General features: G+C 38.5%; 16 protein-coding genes. 11 read left to right on the forward strand and 5 right to left on the reverse strand.

The annotated features are described in order from the left end of the window. Positions 1–3: 3 nt before the first annotated feature. A complete protein-coding gene (locus H1P_RS12115) occupies positions 4–990 on the reverse strand; it encodes a PRC-barrel domain-containing protein (protein WP_144867391.1) in 987 nt (328 codons plus the stop codon). Between the two features lie 556 nt (positions 991–1,546). On the opposite strand from H1P_RS12115, the gene H1P_RS12120 reads away from it, so the two are divergent. The 10 genes from H1P_RS12120 (at position 1,547) to H1P_RS12165 (ending at position 13,047) form a co-directional block, all read left to right on the forward strand. Then, on the forward strand, positions 1,547–2,809 hold the full coding sequence (locus tag H1P_RS12120; protein ID WP_144867393.1) for a response regulator: 1,263 nt from the start codon (positions 1,547–1,549) through the stop codon (positions 2,807–2,809). A gap of 355 nt (positions 2,810–3,164) precedes the next feature. Beyond that, positions 3,165–5,573 carry a phosphoketolase family protein gene (locus H1P_RS12125; protein WP_144867395.1) on the forward strand — a complete coding sequence of 803 codons (2,409 nt, stop codon included), beginning with the start codon at positions 3,165–3,167 and terminating at the stop codon, positions 5,571–5,573. Positions 5,574–5,792: 219 nt separating this feature from the next. Next, positions 5,793–7,208 carry a pyruvate kinase gene (gene pyk, locus H1P_RS12130; RefSeq protein ID WP_144867420.1) on the forward strand — a complete coding sequence of 472 codons (1,416 nt, stop codon included), beginning with the start codon at positions 5,793–5,795 and terminating at the stop codon, positions 7,206–7,208. Beyond that, on the forward strand, positions 7,205–7,903 hold the full coding sequence (locus H1P_RS12135) for a 2,3-bisphosphoglycerate-dependent phosphoglycerate mutase (RefSeq protein ID WP_144867397.1): 699 nt from the start codon (positions 7,205–7,207) through the stop codon (positions 7,901–7,903). Before pyk ends, H1P_RS12135 begins: the two co-directional genes overlap by 4 nt. Before the next feature lie 215 nt (positions 7,904–8,118). Continuing rightward, positions 8,119–8,418 (forward strand): hypothetical protein, encoded by a 300-nt coding sequence (locus tag H1P_RS12140; protein WP_144867399.1) that lies wholly within the window; start codon positions 8,119–8,121, stop codon positions 8,416–8,418. Positions 8,419–8,495: 77 nt separating this feature from the next. Beyond that, positions 8,496–8,627 (forward strand): glycogen/starch/alpha-glucan phosphorylase, encoded by a 132-nt coding sequence (locus tag H1P_RS37420; RefSeq protein ID WP_144867401.1) that lies wholly within the window; start codon positions 8,496–8,498, stop codon positions 8,625–8,627. A gap of 87 nt (positions 8,628–8,714) precedes the next feature. After that, complete coding sequence (gene glgX, locus H1P_RS12150) at positions 8,715–10,805, forward strand: glycogen debranching protein GlgX (protein WP_144867403.1); 2,091 nt, start codon at positions 8,715–8,717, stop codon at positions 10,803–10,805. 82 nt (positions 10,806–10,887) lie between these two features. After that, positions 10,888–11,127: a hypothetical protein gene (locus H1P_RS12155; RefSeq protein WP_144867405.1), complete on the forward strand. Its 240-nt coding sequence runs from the start codon at positions 10,888–10,890 to the stop codon at positions 11,125–11,127. A 60-nt stretch (positions 11,128–11,187) separates the two neighbouring features. Further along, positions 11,188–11,802 (forward strand): histidine phosphatase family protein, encoded by a 615-nt coding sequence (locus H1P_RS12160; RefSeq protein ID WP_144867407.1) that lies wholly within the window; start codon positions 11,188–11,190, stop codon positions 11,800–11,802. Positions 11,803–11,841: 39 nt separating this feature from the next. Continuing rightward, positions 11,842–13,047: an acetate/propionate family kinase gene (locus H1P_RS12165; RefSeq protein ID WP_144867409.1), complete on the forward strand. Its 1,206-nt coding sequence runs from the start codon at positions 11,842–11,844 to the stop codon at positions 13,045–13,047. A gap of 115 nt (positions 13,048–13,162) precedes the next feature. Here H1P_RS12165 and H1P_RS12170 read toward each other — a convergent pair whose 3' ends face one another. Together H1P_RS12170 and H1P_RS12175 are read right to left on the reverse strand one after the other, a co-directional pair. Continuing rightward, the gene (locus H1P_RS12170) at positions 13,163–13,516 is read right to left on the reverse strand and encodes a DUF5615 family PIN-like protein (protein ID WP_144867411.1); all 354 of its coding nucleotides are present in this window, start codon (positions 13,514–13,516) and stop codon (positions 13,163–13,165) included. Next, complete coding sequence (locus H1P_RS12175) at positions 13,513–13,749, reverse strand: DUF433 domain-containing protein (protein ID WP_144867413.1); 237 nt, start codon at positions 13,747–13,749, stop codon at positions 13,513–13,515. Before H1P_RS12175 ends, H1P_RS12170 begins: the two co-directional genes overlap by 4 nt. Before the next feature lie 84 nt (positions 13,750–13,833). Between H1P_RS12175 and H1P_RS12180 the strand changes: the two genes are divergently transcribed. Continuing rightward, a complete protein-coding gene (locus H1P_RS12180; protein ID WP_144867415.1) occupies positions 13,834–14,127 on the forward strand; it encodes a hypothetical protein in 294 nt (97 codons plus the stop codon). Positions 14,128–14,145: 18 nt separating this feature from the next. Here the strand turns inward: H1P_RS12180 and H1P_RS12185 are convergent, their stop codons facing one another. Beyond that, positions 14,146–14,877, reverse strand: a complete 732-nt coding sequence (locus H1P_RS12185) for a type 1 glutamine amidotransferase (RefSeq protein WP_144867417.1) — start codon at positions 14,875–14,877, stop codon at positions 14,146–14,148. A gap of 597 nt (positions 14,878–15,474) precedes the next feature. Further along, positions 15,475–15,765 (reverse strand): hypothetical protein, encoded by a 291-nt coding sequence (locus H1P_RS12190; RefSeq protein WP_144867419.1) that lies wholly within the window; start codon positions 15,763–15,765, stop codon positions 15,475–15,477. Positions 15,766–16,519 lie beyond the last annotated feature (754 nt).

The following is a 16,519-nucleotide window of genomic DNA, read 5'->3' on the forward strand; positions in this document are numbered from 1 at the left end:
ATCTTAACCAGGTTCTTCTTCATATTCAGGCACTTTTTCTACTTTCTTTTCAGGGATGTTAACTGGTTTTGGATTGTAAGGTTGAGGATTATCATCGTTATCCCACATATCATCTGAAGAATCACCACCATAATCGTATTCTTTTGCAGGAGCTACTGGTTGTTCATAGCTAGGAGCATCGTAAACTTCTTCTTCTCGATCCTCGACATCTCCCCAGTTATCTTCTTCATAGTCGTCTTCATAGGGTATAGCTTGGGCCTTCTGTTGCACGGAAGGCACGACTTGAGCATCTTGCCATCGATCGTCGTCCCAACGTTCTTCCTCTTCCATTACAGGAGTTCTGGTTTCTACAGGAGTAGCAATTGGCGGTCTTTCTGGTGCGCCAGTACCCAATTGATTCTCCGCCTTAATTGTAGGGGGATAGTATTCTTCTTCTTTGTCCCAAATGGGAGTACCCAAACCAAGACGCTCTAATAAACCTACTGTAATTTGGGTTAATCGCTCTTCTGAGCCTTCAAATACAATTAAGCGATCTGGCCCGCTAGTAACTACATCGTCAATAGATAACTCATAGGTACTTACCAGTTGATCGGGAATTTGGGGAATTCCTAAAGAAGCAATAGTAATGGCTTGCACTTTACCATCATCCGCATCAAATTGAAAATCGCGAACTTTTCCCAAAGGTTGATTAGTTTCTGTAACAACCTCACACTTGACCAATTTACTATATAGCTCTATGTCTATGTCTTCTACGACATCTTCATCTTCAACTAAGATGACATCCCCCGTCTGACGAATACTATTCAAATACATATACTTGGGGATGCCAGAAACTGAAAGTAAATTGTCTCGCAAACCCAAAGCAACTACTTCTCTGCGATCCATATCTACTAATACTTCTTTAACAACCCCCAACCGTTTCCCAGTGTTACGGGCGATTACTTGAGTGTTGAGAAATTCAGAACGGAGACGTATATTTTCAGTTGTCATTATTATTATTTAATTTACTTAAGCTGCTGTTTACACCTATGGTGCAGTTTTGGTATTTAGTATTTTGTTGTTATGGGAATTAGTAAATTTTACTATGAGAGATGGTTAATGGTTGGTCAGAATTATGATTATGTAAAATCCGAATCTTGCTAAAACTATTCTAACGAATCCATTTCTATTTGCCCTAATTGGATCACAAAAAGTGTTTTTTGGCAATAGTTAATTAAGGCAAAGAGTCACCAAGTCTGACCACGCACTGGCTGAGAAAACTTTTTTTTCGAGTACGCTGCTATCTCCAAGATTAGGCAACGGTTACGTGCTGTCTGCGGAGGAGATGTCTTTGGAATCACATTCCGCGAGTTTATAAGTTACCCGTTCTTCTTAAGGCAGAATAAATCTGTGACTGCTTGATCGTCAATTAACAATTGCCTTAAAAAATTACTAAATTCTCGTCACAAAAATGTTACCTCAAGGATTCGAGATGGGTATTCTATGGTTATTGCGATTTCATTAACTCTATAAGAACGCAGAAATTAGTTAATCTTAAATGGTAATCATGGAGCAAGATATTACACGGGCTTCCGATGTAACAATAGAGAATCTTTTAAAGCACTTGGCTAATTCTAAAGCTAAGGGTTGTTTACAAGTCTCTTGTGATACATTTTCTTCTGTTAGTTTCTTTCTTTATTTTTGGGAAGGTAAATTATATTATGCAACCAATTCCCTTGCTCCTTTTGAAAGGTTAGAACGTCATCTACGTCGTTTAAGTAACCAAAATTCTCATTTAAGCAATCGGGTTATTAAAGAAGTACGCCAAAAGGTTAACAATAGTGTTGACGCGTATATAGAAAACCCCTCCGATTACCAGGGTATTTTATGGTTAGCTTCAGGAAAAACAGAGCTACAACCTACGGAAATCATTACGTTATTGAGAAGACTGGTTAGAGAAGTTATTGAATCTTTGTTATGTTTACCCGAACCACTGATTTATAAATTTGTCAAACAACCACACCCTCTTACAGAATTATGTTCTTTTGATGTCAACTCTTATATAGATCAGTGTCAAAAGAGAATACAAGCATGGCAAATCTTCACTACCCATGTTCAATCTACTTACGAACGTTTGTATTTAGCTTCGGAAGGAACTAATAATATTCCTAATTTAACGGCAGAGCAGAATCAAACTCTGTGTAAATTGCTCAAAGGACTTAATTTTCGTCAAATTAGTGCTTTGATTGATAAAGACGAATTGATTGTAGCACGCTTACTTTATCCAGCTATTATTGATGGTAGTGTCATTATTAGAAGCCCCAAACAACCTTTTGATAAATTGCCCGATTTACCTGTTGAAAACTTATTTGAAAATATCACAGCAGAGCCAGAAGATTGGTCGATAACTGGTGGAGAATCAAAACAGAATGCAGATGGCAAAGAAACAATTCAAATTATCGATAAACAATGGAGAATAGCTTGTATTGATGATAGTACGGCTATTCAAGAAAAAATACAAAAGATATTGGAGCATAATATGTTTTTGGTAGCTAAAATTACTAAACCGATGAATGCTCTGGCAGAATTAATGGAGTTTAAACCACAGGTTATTTTTTTAGATATTGATATGCCTCAAATTAGTGGTTATGAACTTTGTAGCCTTTTGCGGAACCATCATGAATTCAAAACAACACCTATTGTGATGTTAACAGGAGAGAGAGGATTAGTTAATTTAACTAAATCGAAGCTAGTAGGAGCTACAGACTATTTAGTCAAACCTTTTAACCAATCTAGTTTATTTAACGTGCTTTTTAAATATATTAATTAGAAAAATGTCTGTTTTGCCATAAGTATTTTAGTCCTCAGATAAATAATAAATTCATTTTGAATTTATTATTTATTGATTAAAGGTTAAGCATAGAAAATAGACTATAGTAAAACTTTCAGGAAATTTCTAATACTTATATAAAATATTAATTAATCTTATATTTATTGTTCAAAAACAATTTTTTTCCTGACCTTCCTTGTAGAAAATTCGGAATTTTTTATTAAATAGTTCAGTCTAATCTTTTTTAACATTAGGAGTTTCATAGTATTTGACTTAACGGTTAGTTAACTTTCGACCCTTAAACTAATCGTAATAAGGTAAATTAGTATCTTACTCTTCAATTTAAAAAAAACTTATGGTAGCTACTCCCTCTAGAGACTCAACATCAAGACAAGCTTTAACATCTGAAGAAGTTAAAAAAATAGACGCTTATTGGCGTGCTTGCAACTATCTCGCGGTGGGCATGATTTATCTGCGAGACAACCCATTATTAAAAGAACCTATAAAGCCCGAACAAATCAAACAGCGTTTATTAGGACATTGGGGTTCATCACCTGCTCTTAGCTTTACCTATATTCACCTCAATCGCTTAATCAAAAAATACGATCTCAACGCTATCTATTTAGCCGGGCCAGGACATGGTGCGCCTGGGGTATTAGGCCCAGTTTATCTCGAAGGAACTTATTCTGAGGTATATCCTGAGAAAAGCGAAGACGCTGAGGGAATGCAAAAGTTTTTTAAACAATTTTCTTTCCCTGGCTATATTGGTAGTCACTGTACTCCTGAAACTCCAGGTTCAATTCATGAAGGAGGAGAATTAGGCTACAGCATATCTCATGCTTATGGTGCAGTTTATGATAACCCTGATTTGATTGCAGCTTGTGTCGTGGGCGATGGCGAAGCAGAAACAGGCCCTTTAGCTACAGCGTGGCATTCCAATAAATTCCTCAATCCAGTGCGCGATGGGGCAGTATTACCGATTTTAAACCTCAATGGTTATAAAATTGCTAACCCGACTATCCTGTCGCGTATTAGCCCAGAAGAGCTAGAAAATTTATTTAAAGGTTATGGTTATACTCCTTATGTGGTAGAAGGTTCAGACCCCGAAAAGATGCATCAAAAAATGGCAGCAGTCATGGAGGAGTGTATCGTTAAAATTCGGGAGATTCAAGAGGAAGCTCGTAGCCAGAATAAAGCATTTCGCCCTCGTTGGCCGATGATTATTCTGCGTACACCCAAAGGCTGGACAGGTCCATCGGAAGTAGATGGTCATAAGGTAGAAGGTTTTTGGAGAGCGCACCAAGTACCAATGGGGGGAATGCATTCTAACCCCGAACATGTGAAACTCCTCGAAGAATGGATGAAGGGTTACAAACCAGAGGAATTGTTTGACGAGAACGGAACATTGATCCCCGAACTTAAAGAATTAGCACCTGTTGGGAACAGACGCATGAGTGCTAACCCCATAGCTAACGGTGGTTTGTTACGCAAAGATTTAAAAATGCCAGATTTTGGCGACTATGCCATCGAAATGGAAACACCAGGCACAGTAGAAGTGGAAAACACTAGAGTACTAGGTAAGTTTCTACGGGATGTCATGAAAAACAATATGACCAACTTCCGCGTCTTCGGCCCTGATGAAACTGCTTCTAACCGCTTACAAGATATCTACGAAGTTACTAAAAAAACCTGGATGGCGGACTACCTACCCGAAGATGAAGATGGTAGTCAATTGTCTCCTGACGGTCGTGTTATGGAGATGTTGAGCGAACATACTTTAGAAGGCTGGCTGGAAACTTACCTGCTTACAGGTAGACACGGCTTCTTCCATACTTATGAAGCTTTTGTTCACGTCATTGATTCGATGTTTAACCAACACGCTAAATGGTTGGATATCTGTAAAAATCACGTGCCTTGGCGTGCGCCAGTGTCTTCTCTTAACTTAATGCTGTCTTCTTTGGTATGGCGACAAGACCATAATGGTTTCTCTCACCAGGATCCTGGTTTTGTAGATTTGGTAACCAACAAGAGTGCTGATGTAACTCGCATTTATTTTCCACCCGATGCTAACTGCTTGCTTTCGGTTGCCGATCACTGTTTGAAGAGTAAAGATTATGTCAACGTAATAGTGGCTGACAAACAGAAGCACTTACAATACCTGACAATGGATGAGGCAATCAAGCACTGCACTAAAGGTATTGGTATCTGGGACTGGGCGAGTAACGATGATTGCGGAAAAACCCCAGATGAACCCGATGTGATTATGGCTTGTTGTGGTGATATTCCCACAATGGAATCTCTAGCAGCTACAGCAATTCTGAGAGAAGAATTCCCCAATCTCAAAGTTAGGTTTATTAACGTGGTTGACCTGTATAAACTACAAAATGAAACGGAGCATCCCCACGGGATGTCTAACAAAGAGTTTGATATTCTCTTTACTGCTGATAAACCTGTTATTTTTAACTTCCACGGTTATCCCTGGTTAATTCATAAACTAGCTTATCGTCGCACTAACCAAGACCGAATCCACGTTAGAGGTTACAAAGAACAAGGTAATATCAATACACCTCTTGAGTTGGCGATTCTCAATCAAATCGATCGCTTTAACTTAGTTATCGATGTCATAGATCGCGTTCCTTCTTTGGGTTCTCGCGCAGCTTATGTTAGAGAACGCATGAGAAATGAAATTATTGACAATCTAGCTTATGCTCACGAACAGGGTATGGATAGATCGGAAGTAACTGGCTGGAAATGGCCCTATTAATTAGGGATCAAGAATGAAGGATGAGGGATGAATTAGAAGTTAATTGTTAGTAGCTCGTGGTTCGTTGCTTGTTGGTTCTCTTCTGAATAATGAAAATTTTTTGATTCACGGTGAACGTGTTTCTCGATTACAAGTACACACCCCTAAAACTACCAGCAAAGAGCCACCTGCTTCCCCTTCCTTTCCTGCTTGCATTACGCTCTTTTATCTAAATTAATGATGCATCGTACAAAAATTGTCGCTACTATTGGTCCTGCTAGCAGTTCGCGGGAAACGCTCGTTCAGATGGTACAGCAAGGAATGAATGTAGCACGGCTCAATTTTTCCCACGGTAGTTATGAAGCTCATGCTGAAATGGTTGGTCTGTTACGCTCTGTTTCAGAAGAGTTAGATACGCCGATTACTATTTTACAAGACCTCCAAGGTCCCAAAATTAGAGTGGGAATGCTGCCAGATGAAGGGATCGTCCTCAAGGTAGGGGAAAAGTTGACTCTAGTTCCTCAGTCGGAAGATCGAAGTGCTTCCGACACAGTTTGTATTGACTATCCTTACTTAGCCGAAGAAGCTAAACCAGGAGAACAAATCTTGTTAGATGACGGTTTACTAGAGTTAGAAATTTTTGCCGTTGATGGGGAGGCAGTAATTTGTAAGGTGGTGGAAGGAGGTACTCTCAAAAGCCGTAAGGGGGTTAATTTACCAAGCTTAAATCTGCGGTTACCTTCGATGACGAAAAAAGACCAAAAAGATTTGGAATTTGGGATTTCCCAGGGGATTGATTGGGTATCACTTAGTTTTGTCCGACAAGCAGAAGATATTCGTTTTTTAAAGCAGTTTTTAGTCGAACGCCAGGCGGATATTCCTGTAATGGCAAAAATTGAAAAACCTCAAGCGATCGCTCATTTGGATGAAATTATTGCTGAATGTGATGGTTTGATGGTGGCTCGCGGAGATTTAGGGGTGGAAATTACCCCAGAAAAAGTCCCATTTTTACAAAAAGAAATTATCCGTAAGTGCAACCTGAAAAATATCCCCGTGATTACTGCTACTCAAATGCTGGACAGCATGATTCACAATCCTCGTCCCACCCGTGCTGAAGCTAGTGATGTAGCTAACGCGATTATCGATGGGACAGATGCGGTGATGTTGTCGGGAGAATCCGCCGTTGGGAAATATCCCCTTAAATCAGTGTCCATGTTAGCCAAAATTGCCTCTAGCATTGAACCCAAGCTGCAATTCGTTAATAACCCACCTGCAACCACAGATCAAACCCATGCTCTCAGTGAGGCTCTCAATGCCATCGATCAGATTTTAAACCTGCGCTATATTGCTTGTTTCACAGCTACTGGCTACACGGCTCAAATTGCTTCAGGAGAACGTCCGAAAGCGATGGTAGTTGCCTTTACTCCTAGTATTGATGTTTATCACCGTCTTAATTTGGTGTGGGGGGTTAAACCAGTCTATATAGATCGTGAAGGAACGACTTTTGAAGAATTAGTAGAGATCGCTGAAAACTATCTAATTGACCAACAATTGGCGCACTCAGGAGAGCAAATCTTAATTATGGGCGGTATTCCTACCCAAATATCCCAAGGAACTAATTTTCTCAAGATTCATACTCTCAAAAAAGCCTCATGAGCAAACTAATTCTAATTCGTCACGGACAAAGCCTCTGGAATGCCCAAAACAAGTTTACGGGTTGGGTAGATGTACCTTTGAGCGAAAGGGGACGTGCCGAAGCGACCATAGCTTCCTGTAAACTAAGAGAAAAGCACTATCAGGTAGATGTCTGTTTTACTAGCTTGCTGATGAGAGCGATGGAAACGGCAATTGTCACTTTGACTGAATGCGACGAAATTTGTGGCGAAAAAACCCCGATTATCCAACACGCTGCTGACGATCCCAACTGGCATGGTTGGGATAAATATGAAGGGGATCACACTCAAGAATTACCGATCTTCCCCGCTTCCGATTTAGATGAACGTTACTATGGTAAGTTGCAGGGCTTAAATAAAGCAGAAACCGCAGCCAAGTACGGTAAAGAGCAAGTTCATATTTGGCGACGCTCCTATGACACTCCTCCCCCTGGTGGTGAAAGTCTAGAAGATACTAAAACACGAGTTTTACCTTTTTTGCGCGATCGCATTTTGGCTCATATTAAAAATGGTGAAACGGTTTTGGTGGCTGCTCACGGCAACTCATTACGCTCCATTATTATGGATTTAGATGATTTATCCCCAGAAGAAGTACCCAAATTAGAACTAGCTACAGGAGTTCCCATTGTTTACGAATTTGATTCGGAAACAAAAGTTATCGACAAAGTTTTGTTGTGACGAAAAACTATCTCTAAGATGTCTTTTAAATATTGACAAAATTACTTGATTTAGTGCTGAAATTTAGGAGTTTGTACCGCAGATTACAGAAAAGTAATCAGATAACAAGTATACTAAAGATCGCGGAAGATAAGAGCTTTTAAAAGTTGGTTTTTCAGGTCAATAGCTAAGATTAAATTAAGCCCCGTAAACATATTTTAATTAGGATAATATTCATGCAACTCTCAAAACCAGAATATTCTGGCGCATCTTCTTCAATCCACAATACAGTTACTACATTGCATTCCTACTTTCGGGATATGCAATCATATTACAAAGCTTTCAAAGGGAAAGTATTGAGTGAGTTGGAAGAAGCAGAGAATGAATTACAAATTAAAGAACTCAAAGAAACGCTACAAGATATTAATAAAAGAATTAATTATTTTCATGTTTTAAATAATTCGATATCTACAGTAGATGTAGTGTTGCATACAGAAGCGATGATTCAAGAGTTTATTCCGAAAGAGAAAAAGTAGTTAGTAAAAACAGTGTAAAATATCCCATTTGATTACCCGATTTCAAGAAGCAAAAACAGAACCAAATAATCATCTATTTGGCTCTAACTCATACCATAAGCGATCGCTCTATCCGAGAATATTGTGAAGATATTTGGGACGTTCAAGCTGTACCAATTGAAGTACAAAAATATTCTCAAGCTAATGCAGTGCTGCAAGTTACTAATTAACTAAACTAATTAACTAAAGTTACAGTAAATATTTGGTAGGGTGAGCATTGCCCACTTTATTAATGAAAGCCAATCACTGTGTTTAAAATGGCTCAACAACTAAAAGTATTGCCTGGAGAAAGTTTTCCGTTAGGAGCTACCGTATATCCTAATGGGGTTAATTTTTGCGTCTTTTCTCAAAACGCATCAGCTATCGAATTGCTACTGTTTGATACTGCGGAAACAGAGCAAGCAACCCAGACAATTAAACTCGATCCCTCAGAAAACAAAACTTACTATTACTGGCACGTCTTTGTAACAGGAATTAAAGCGGGACAGATATACGCTTATCGTGCTTACGGAGAATTCTCTCCCGAAATAGGACATCGTTTTGATGGCACTAAAGTGTTACTCGATCCCTACTCCAAGGCAATTGTCGGGGATGAATTTTATAATCGCGCCTCTGCTACTACCCCTGGAGATAACTGCGCTGAGGCAATTAAAGGAGTGGTAGTAGACACTAGCACCTACGATTGGGAAGGAGATCGCCATCCGAGAATTCCTTATTCTACCAGCGTCATTTATGAAATGCACGTAAACGGCTTTACTCGTCATCCTAATTCGGGGATATCCCAGTCAAAACGAGGGACTTATGCTGGTTTAATTGAGAAAATACCCTATCTCAAACAATTAGGTATTACCGCAGTAGAGCTATTACCAGTTCATCAGTTCGACCCTCAAGATGTCCGCCCAGGACTCAAAAATTATTGGGGTTACAGTACTATTAGTTTCTTTGCACCCCATCGCGGTTACAGTTCACGACGCGATCGCTTAGGAGCAGTAGATGAGTTTCGGGACATGGTTAAAGCCCTGCACAAAGAAGGAATTGAGGTCATTCTAGATGTGGTGTTCAACCATACCGCAGAAGGTAATCACCAGGGTCCTACTATTTCATTTCGAGGCTTAGATAACCAAACTTACTATATCTTAGAAGATGAAAATCCTGCTCACTATAAAAACTATAGTGGTTGTGGTAATACCTTTAAAGGCAACGATCCCATTGTGGCGAGACTAATTATAGATTCCTTGCGTTATTGGGTTTCGGAGATGCACGTTGATGGGTTTCGGTTTGATTTAGCTTCAATTTTGTCAAGGGATACTTTTGGCGAACCGATAGAAGATGCAGGAACACTCAAAATTCTTTCCCTGATAGAATCGGATCCCTTTTTAGCAGGAACTAAACTAATTGCCGAAGCTTGGGATGCAGCAGGATTATATCATGTAGGTAAATTTGTCGCCCATGCAGACTGGTTTTCCGAATGGAATGGCCCATTTAGAGATGATATACGTCGTTTTGTCAAGAGCGATCGCGGTTCGGTTAATGCTTTAGCAGCTAGAATTTTAGCCAGTCCCGATATTTATTCCCGTTTAGATACTGATATCAATCGTTGCGTTAACTTTATTACCTGTCACGATGGTTTTACCCTCAATGATTTAGTTTCTTACAACCACAAGCACAATCTGGAAAATAAAGAAGAAAATTGTGATGGCGCAAACGATAACTATAGCTGGAACTGTGGAGTAGAAGGAGCAACCCATAATCAAGCAATAGAGCAATTACGCTCCTCACAAATTAAAAATTTCTTGACTATTCTATTTATGTCTCAGGGAACACCCATGTTACTTATGGGAGATGAAGTCAGACGCACCCAACTGGGAAATAACAACGCTTACTGTCAAGATAATAATTTAAACTGGTTTGACTGGAATTTGGTCGATAAACAGGACAATTTGCTGCGTTTTGTCACTGGGTTAATTCACTTTATCCAAGGATTAGCAATTTTTCGCCAAGAAGAATTTTTAGAAGTCGCCCATGCTAGCAGCAAACCCCATCTCATTTGGCATGGACAGCATTTAGGCGAACCAGACTGGAGCGAAGATGCCCATTATTTGGCTTTCTCATTATCTCATCCTGAAAGTAAAGAACATCTCCATATAATTCTTAATGCCTATTGGAAACCCCTTAAATTTGAATTACCACCTGTTAAAACAGGAAACCATTGGCATCGCATTGTGGATACTGCTTTAGCTGCACCAGATGATTTTGCTGAGTTAAAAAATGCCGTAGCAGTAAACCAAAATCATTACTTAGTTGCACCACGCTCGTCTGTAGTCTTGATGGAAAAAACCAAAATCTGACCCATTGCCAACTTTAGTACGTAGAATCATCTGGTGCTAGTACCGCTAAAATTAATGAAATTCAAACACAAGAGAGTTACTCATGAAAATATCAGGTCCTCAAGATCGAGAACCCACCGCCCAAGAACTTCAAGAACTCGAAAAACTCAAAGCAATCATTGAACGTACCATAGCAGATGGCAAACTGACAAAAGCGGAATTTACCAGGATTAAAAATGTGATACGTGCCGATAACAAAGTAACCTTTGAAGAGATGCGGCTAGTAACCACGCTGATTTACGAAAAAATCGAAATTGGCGAACTGGTATGGGTTTGGGATTAATTAGGTTTCGCCTTCAGATCGAATTAGGAAACTTGAGATTAGCTTGAAATCAGTAAACTAATGACTTTAAAGATATTTTTCTTACGACACGGTGAAACGGTAGCCAGTAAAACAGGTGGTTTTTGCGGGACTTCCGATGTGGAGTTAACTCCTGAAGGAGAGATTATGGCAAAAGACTTTGCTGTTGCTTATCGATCTGTACCCTGGAAAGCGATTTTTTGTAGTCCGATGCGTCGTACTATTGCTACTGCTAAACCTATATGCGATTTAGTGGGAATGGAAATGCAACTTCGGGGTGGGTTAAAAGAAATCGACTTCGGTCAATGGGAAGGCAAAACCCCATCAGAAGTTAATAAAGAGTTTCACGATGATTATGTGCGTTGGCAATCGGAACCTGGTTGGAACTCTCCCCCTGATGGCGAAAGGGCAATTGATATTGCTCGTCGTAGTTCCGAAGTTATTGAAGAAATTGAAAAAATCTACCCCGATGGCAATGTATTAGTGGTTTCCCATAAAGCCACCATTCGGATTATGTTGTGTTCTTTACTAGGAATAGATGTGGGACGTTATCGAGATCGCATTTATATGCCTGTTGCTGCTGTTAGTGTCTTAGAATTTTGCGATCAAGGTCCCCGACTTTTAAAATTAAGCGATCGCTCTCACTTGAAACAGTAATCACCTAATCACCTAATCAAAAGTCTCCAATTCCCAAAAATGATAATTTTAGTTCTCAATGCTGGTTCGAGTAGTCAAAAAAGTTGCCTTTATAGTTTGGGAAAATCTATACCAGATACAACCCCCGAACCTCTGTGGGAAGCTCATTTAGATTGGACAGTGGCTCAAGAAGGGGGAATTCTCACGGTTAAAAGTAACGATCTCAAACAAAAAATTGAAGTCAAAGAAAGAGAGACTGCTTTAAAGGTTCTATTGAATACTTTGGTTACGGGCGACACTAAAGTCTTAGAAAATCTCAATGAGATTGATGTAGTCGGTCATCGAGTGGTGCATGGTGGATCGAAATATAGCCAAGCTATTGTAATCACCCAAGAGGTTAAGCAAGCCATTACCGATCTCATTCCTCTCGCTCCCAATCATAACCCCGCACATTTAGAAGGAATCAATATTATAGAAGAGATTTTACCCGAAATTCCTCAAGTGGCGGTTTTTGATACGGCTTTTCACACGACTATTCCCGATGCTGCCAAAATTTATCCTCTTCCTTATGAATACTATGAAAAAGGAATTCAACGCTATGGGTTTCACGGGACTTCTCATCAATATTGCGCTAACCGTACCGCTCAAATTTTACAGCAACCCCTGGAGTCTCTGAAAATTGTGACTTGTCACTTGGGGAATGGCTGTTCTTTAGCTGCAATTAAAAACGGGATTTGTGTCGATACCACAATGGGATTTTCTCCCTTAGAAGGCTTAATGATGGGTACTCGTTGTGGTTCAATCGATCCCCAAATTTTAATTTACATGATGCAAAAATATGAATTAGATGCTGGTACAGTCAATAAAATACTCAACAAAGAATCTGGTTTAAAAGGTGTTTCTGGTATCTCTGCGGACATGAGAACTATTACAAATGCGATCGCAGATGGTAATACCCAAGCGCAGCTAGCTTTTGATATTTATCTTCATCGTTTCAAAAGTTCTATCGGTGCAATGGTTGCCAGTCTTAACGGGATCGATGTTTTAGTCTTTACTGCTGGGGTAGGCGAAAATTCCCGTATTGTCCGTGAAAAAACTTGCGCGGGTTTAACTTATTTGGGTTTACAACTGGATTTAGCTAAAAATAATGGCGATCCTGTCGATACCAATATTGCTGCTGATGATTCTCCAGTAAAAGTATTGGTAATTCACACCCAAGAAGATTGGGCGATCGCTTTATCTGCGCGATCGTGCATTGCTGACTAATTTTATAGCTGCACAAAATTAGAGATCGTTGTTTGGAAGGAATTTCCTGGATGAAGCGATCGCTAAAAGACAATTTACATCAAGAGCTTCTTAAATACGCCAACCGCAAAACAAACTATTGATGCACAATAATCTCATCACGATTCATCTCAATATAATTATTATTTTGTAATAAATCTATGAGAGTCGATAAATTATTTTTGAAAATTCGTTCGAGTTCGCTGTTTTCAATATTTCCCGTAGAAATCAAAAGCAACTTTGATGGTTTTTGAATAGTCATAAAAGAATCTACAAAATCCGAATCTTTAGTAATAACAACTCGTCCTTGCTCAATAGAAATATCATTGATTTCGGTATCTGAAGTGGTATTTTTTTGAGGCAAATCCCTTGTGTGTAAAGTATCATAACCACTAGCTTGTAGAAATCTAGCTAAACGAACTGGCAATTGGGCATCAACCAAAAACTTCATGAAGCGATTTTATGAATACTTTTGACTTGGCTCAGTCGTGCAGCAAACAGCAAAACTGCTTGAATATCTTCTGATTCTAAATCATCATAATCTACCAAAATTTCCTCTGTGGTCATTCCCGAACTGAGAAGCTCTAAAACAAATTCAACAGGATATCTCAGTCCTCTAATACAAGGTTTACCATGACATATATCTTGATGAAGTGTAATTCTTTTTAAAAGCTGATTTGCCATGATTTTTCGATTTGGCTACTACTGTTTCTGATTACTAGATATCTTTAATTAATTATAGTTAAGAGGAAGTAAGGGGTTAGGCTTTTGAAGAATTTCGTCATAAACGATCTGGGTAATACAATTGCTACTTTTGATTATGCCTATGATGTTAACGACAGTAGAATTGCTAAATCGGTTGATCGTAATGGGGATGGTACGCCAGAAACGGTAGAAAGATACGTTTTAGATGGTGGGGAAATAGCTCTGGTGTTTGACGGTGTGGGGAATCAAACGGAAAGATTCTTCCACGGTGTTGGCGTTGATGAGGTTATTGCTGTAGAGAAACCAGGTACGGGCAATGTACACCCTACAGCACATATTAGGTACAAATTTTCATAATGCATAAGTTCTTTCACATTATTTGGAGTTCAATTCCACAATATCTAACCAACCATGACCAATTTTGTGGCAAAAGAGATTAGATCCACTCAAGTAAAGCTCGATTTGTTTGGATAGTTGTTCGGAAAAGTTAGGACGGTTGTTTTGAAGGTAGTCTTTCCCGTTAACTAGCCAATTTTGTAAGATTGATTGGTTGACTTCAAAGTGACACTGAAATCCATAAATGTTGTCGTCAATACGATATGCTTGATTTTGGCAATCCTCACCACTCATCAATAACTTAGCTTGTTCTGGTAAATCAAAAGTATCAAAGTGCCACTCCATTAAATGAATTAAGTCAGCATCAGATAGCAACGCCGATTTTAACAAGGGGTCTTCAGCGATCGCAGAATTCACTGATCGCAAGGGCGTAAAACCCAACTCTACAGTATCGTTTTGGTACACTCGCTGACCGAAAGCTCTAGCAATCAACTGCGCTCCTAAGCAAATACCCAGAATCGGCTTATGCTCTGCGGAAAATAATTGTACCAAGCGAACCACGTCCATTAGGTGAGGATAGTGAGCATCATCTTCAGCATTCATAGGCCCACCTAAAATAATTAAACCACTGTAAGAGCTATCAATAGGCAGTCTTTCCCCAGCCGAGGGAGTCAAAATTTTCGCTGAAATATGGCGATCGCGAAGGCATTGATTTAAGTTACCCAAAGGTGCGGTAGGAGAGTTTTGAATAACTAAAAGGTTGATACTCATTAATTAATTGAAATGACGATAATTCTCTGGTTATGCCTAGTATTTTAAACTTATGGTAGCCTATTATCAGCGATCGCGTTTAAATTCTTTTCAAGTTTTTTTTCTACTTCGGACTTTTAATAATTCCCTAATTCATAACTTACAACAGTACTGCAATTTCATAAAAATCTGTATTATAGGGAGAACTACACAAAGAATAAGAATTACGTCTCGTTTTTTGCCCTAAATAAATTTCTACTGCCAAATGACTTCCTGGGGAAAATGGTGCTAGTCTCTTCCATTAGCACTAACTAAACGGAAACTTTTAATTCTCGAGTTAGCTCGGTTATATCTACAACTTTGACAGTTTGCTCATTCATCAGAAAACCTTTTTAACAGTTATAAGTTAACACATTGTCATTAATAATATTATTAATTAATAATATTATTTTGGTGTTTAAGTTCCTATTTTACTGCTGTTGATATTGGTCAAATATTACTTATCAATTTAACAGATAACTAATTTAGCTTCGAGCAATTATCTTGGTCTTTCGGCATCAGCACAAATAACGAGATAAGCCTTTTTGACGTGTGAGAAATGCTCGCAACTTTCCAATTTTATTTCACAACCAGAGCTGGAAATAATATGATATTAGTACGAACTGAAGAATTAGTTGTCTGACAATTAGAGCAATCAATATCTTTAGCTTTACTACCAACTACCTCTAAACTAATTTCCTCTTCTGACAGACCAAAACCACGAGCGCAATTTCTAAGATTCCAGACAAATTTTTCTGAACCAACTGCATAAAATCTCATTCCCATGTAAGCACAATCACAAATTTCATTGAATTTAGCTTTTAAATCTCTCATAGAATCAAACTGTTCTATATTTAAAGCTTCTTTCATAATTCCTATTTTTCCTAGCTGCAAAATTTGCAAATTTTTAGGGATACGGTTGAGAGTTTTTATTCTGGTGTAAACTATATTTATGGCTTGATGTTCGACACAAATCAAATGCATATAACCAGGAAGATTGAACCGTATTTTAGTTGATTGGGGAACACTACGCATTAGGCTTTAAGGAATGAAACTGCAAAAGTATTTCTTGACCAATTATTTTACTTATGTAACCAAAAAAAAATGTATATTTTAAAACTTTTACTTTAAAAATTTTGTTTAATTGTTCTTTTTTAAGCTTTTTTTTGATTTAATTAGGATTATTTCATTCTTACACTAGCTCACTAAGAAATTCATTTCTTGGCTAATATATCAAGTCTTATAAGACGAACTTAGTCGATCGGACAGATAATTAATTCTCTGGCTGCCTAGAATGAAATAGTCCTGTTGATTTAACTCTAAATTTCAGATGATATTTTTATTATTATTTAAGCCTTTTTCAAATTGACAATTCTCGATATAAGAACATCATTAACATATCAAAGTTAAAAATAAGGTAAAACATCGCTCCCTTTCAGATATGTATTCTTAAAAACCCTCTGTTGTCAATATTTAAGAGTGACAACAGAGGATAAATTGACATCCTCTCCGCCCTGCGCTGACGCTAAAGGACGGAGATTCCTAGAACAAACTTAATTGCTCGTAGGTGGTTGACACTTCACCGAGAACAGCTACCACTGGCAGACTTACACACTCTCCATGT

It is taken from the genome of Hyella patelloides LEGE 07179, from assembly GCF_900659865.1.
Classification (GTDB): domain Bacteria; phylum Cyanobacteriota; class Cyanobacteriia; order Cyanobacteriales; family Xenococcaceae; genus Hyella; species Hyella patelloides.

What these genes read in the sequence shown, in the direction of transcription:
- H1P_RS12115 (WP_144867391.1), bottom strand. Translation starts at nt 990, where the DNA reads ATGACAACTGAAAATATACGTCTCCGTTCTGAATTTCTCAACACTCAA.
- H1P_RS12120 (WP_144867393.1), top strand. Translation starts at nt 1,547, where the DNA reads ATGGAGCAAGATATTACACGGGCTTCCGATGTAACAATAGAGAATCTT.
- H1P_RS12125 (WP_144867395.1), top strand. Translation starts at nt 3,165, where the DNA reads ATGGTAGCTACTCCCTCTAGAGACTCAACATCAAGACAAGCTTTAACA.
- pyk (WP_144867420.1), top strand. Translation starts at nt 5,793, where the DNA reads ATGCATCGTACAAAAATTGTCGCTACTATTGGTCCTGCTAGCAGTTCG.
- H1P_RS12135 (WP_144867397.1), top strand. Translation starts at nt 7,205, where the DNA reads ATGAGCAAACTAATTCTAATTCGTCACGGACAAAGCCTCTGGAATGCC.
- H1P_RS12140 (WP_144867399.1), top strand. Translation starts at nt 8,119, where the DNA reads ATGCAACTCTCAAAACCAGAATATTCTGGCGCATCTTCTTCAATCCAC.
- glgX (WP_144867403.1), top strand. Translation starts at nt 8,715, where the DNA reads ATGGCTCAACAACTAAAAGTATTGCCTGGAGAAAGTTTTCCGTTAGGA.
- H1P_RS12155 (WP_144867405.1), top strand. Translation starts at nt 10,888, where the DNA reads ATGAAAATATCAGGTCCTCAAGATCGAGAACCCACCGCCCAAGAACTT.
- H1P_RS12160 (WP_144867407.1), top strand. Translation starts at nt 11,188, where the DNA reads ATGACTTTAAAGATATTTTTCTTACGACACGGTGAAACGGTAGCCAGT.
- H1P_RS12165 (WP_144867409.1), top strand. Translation starts at nt 11,842, where the DNA reads ATGATAATTTTAGTTCTCAATGCTGGTTCGAGTAGTCAAAAAAGTTGC.
- H1P_RS12170 (WP_144867411.1), bottom strand. Translation starts at nt 13,516, where the DNA reads ATGAAGTTTTTGGTTGATGCCCAATTGCCAGTTCGTTTAGCTAGATTT.
- H1P_RS12175 (WP_144867413.1), bottom strand. Translation starts at nt 13,749, where the DNA reads ATGGCAAATCAGCTTTTAAAAAGAATTACACTTCATCAAGATATATGT.
- H1P_RS12185 (WP_144867417.1), bottom strand. Translation starts at nt 14,877, where the DNA reads ATGAGTATCAACCTTTTAGTTATTCAAAACTCTCCTACCGCACCTTTG.
- H1P_RS12190 (WP_144867419.1), bottom strand. Translation starts at nt 15,765, where the DNA reads ATGAAAGAAGCTTTAAATATAGAACAGTTTGATTCTATGAGAGATTTA.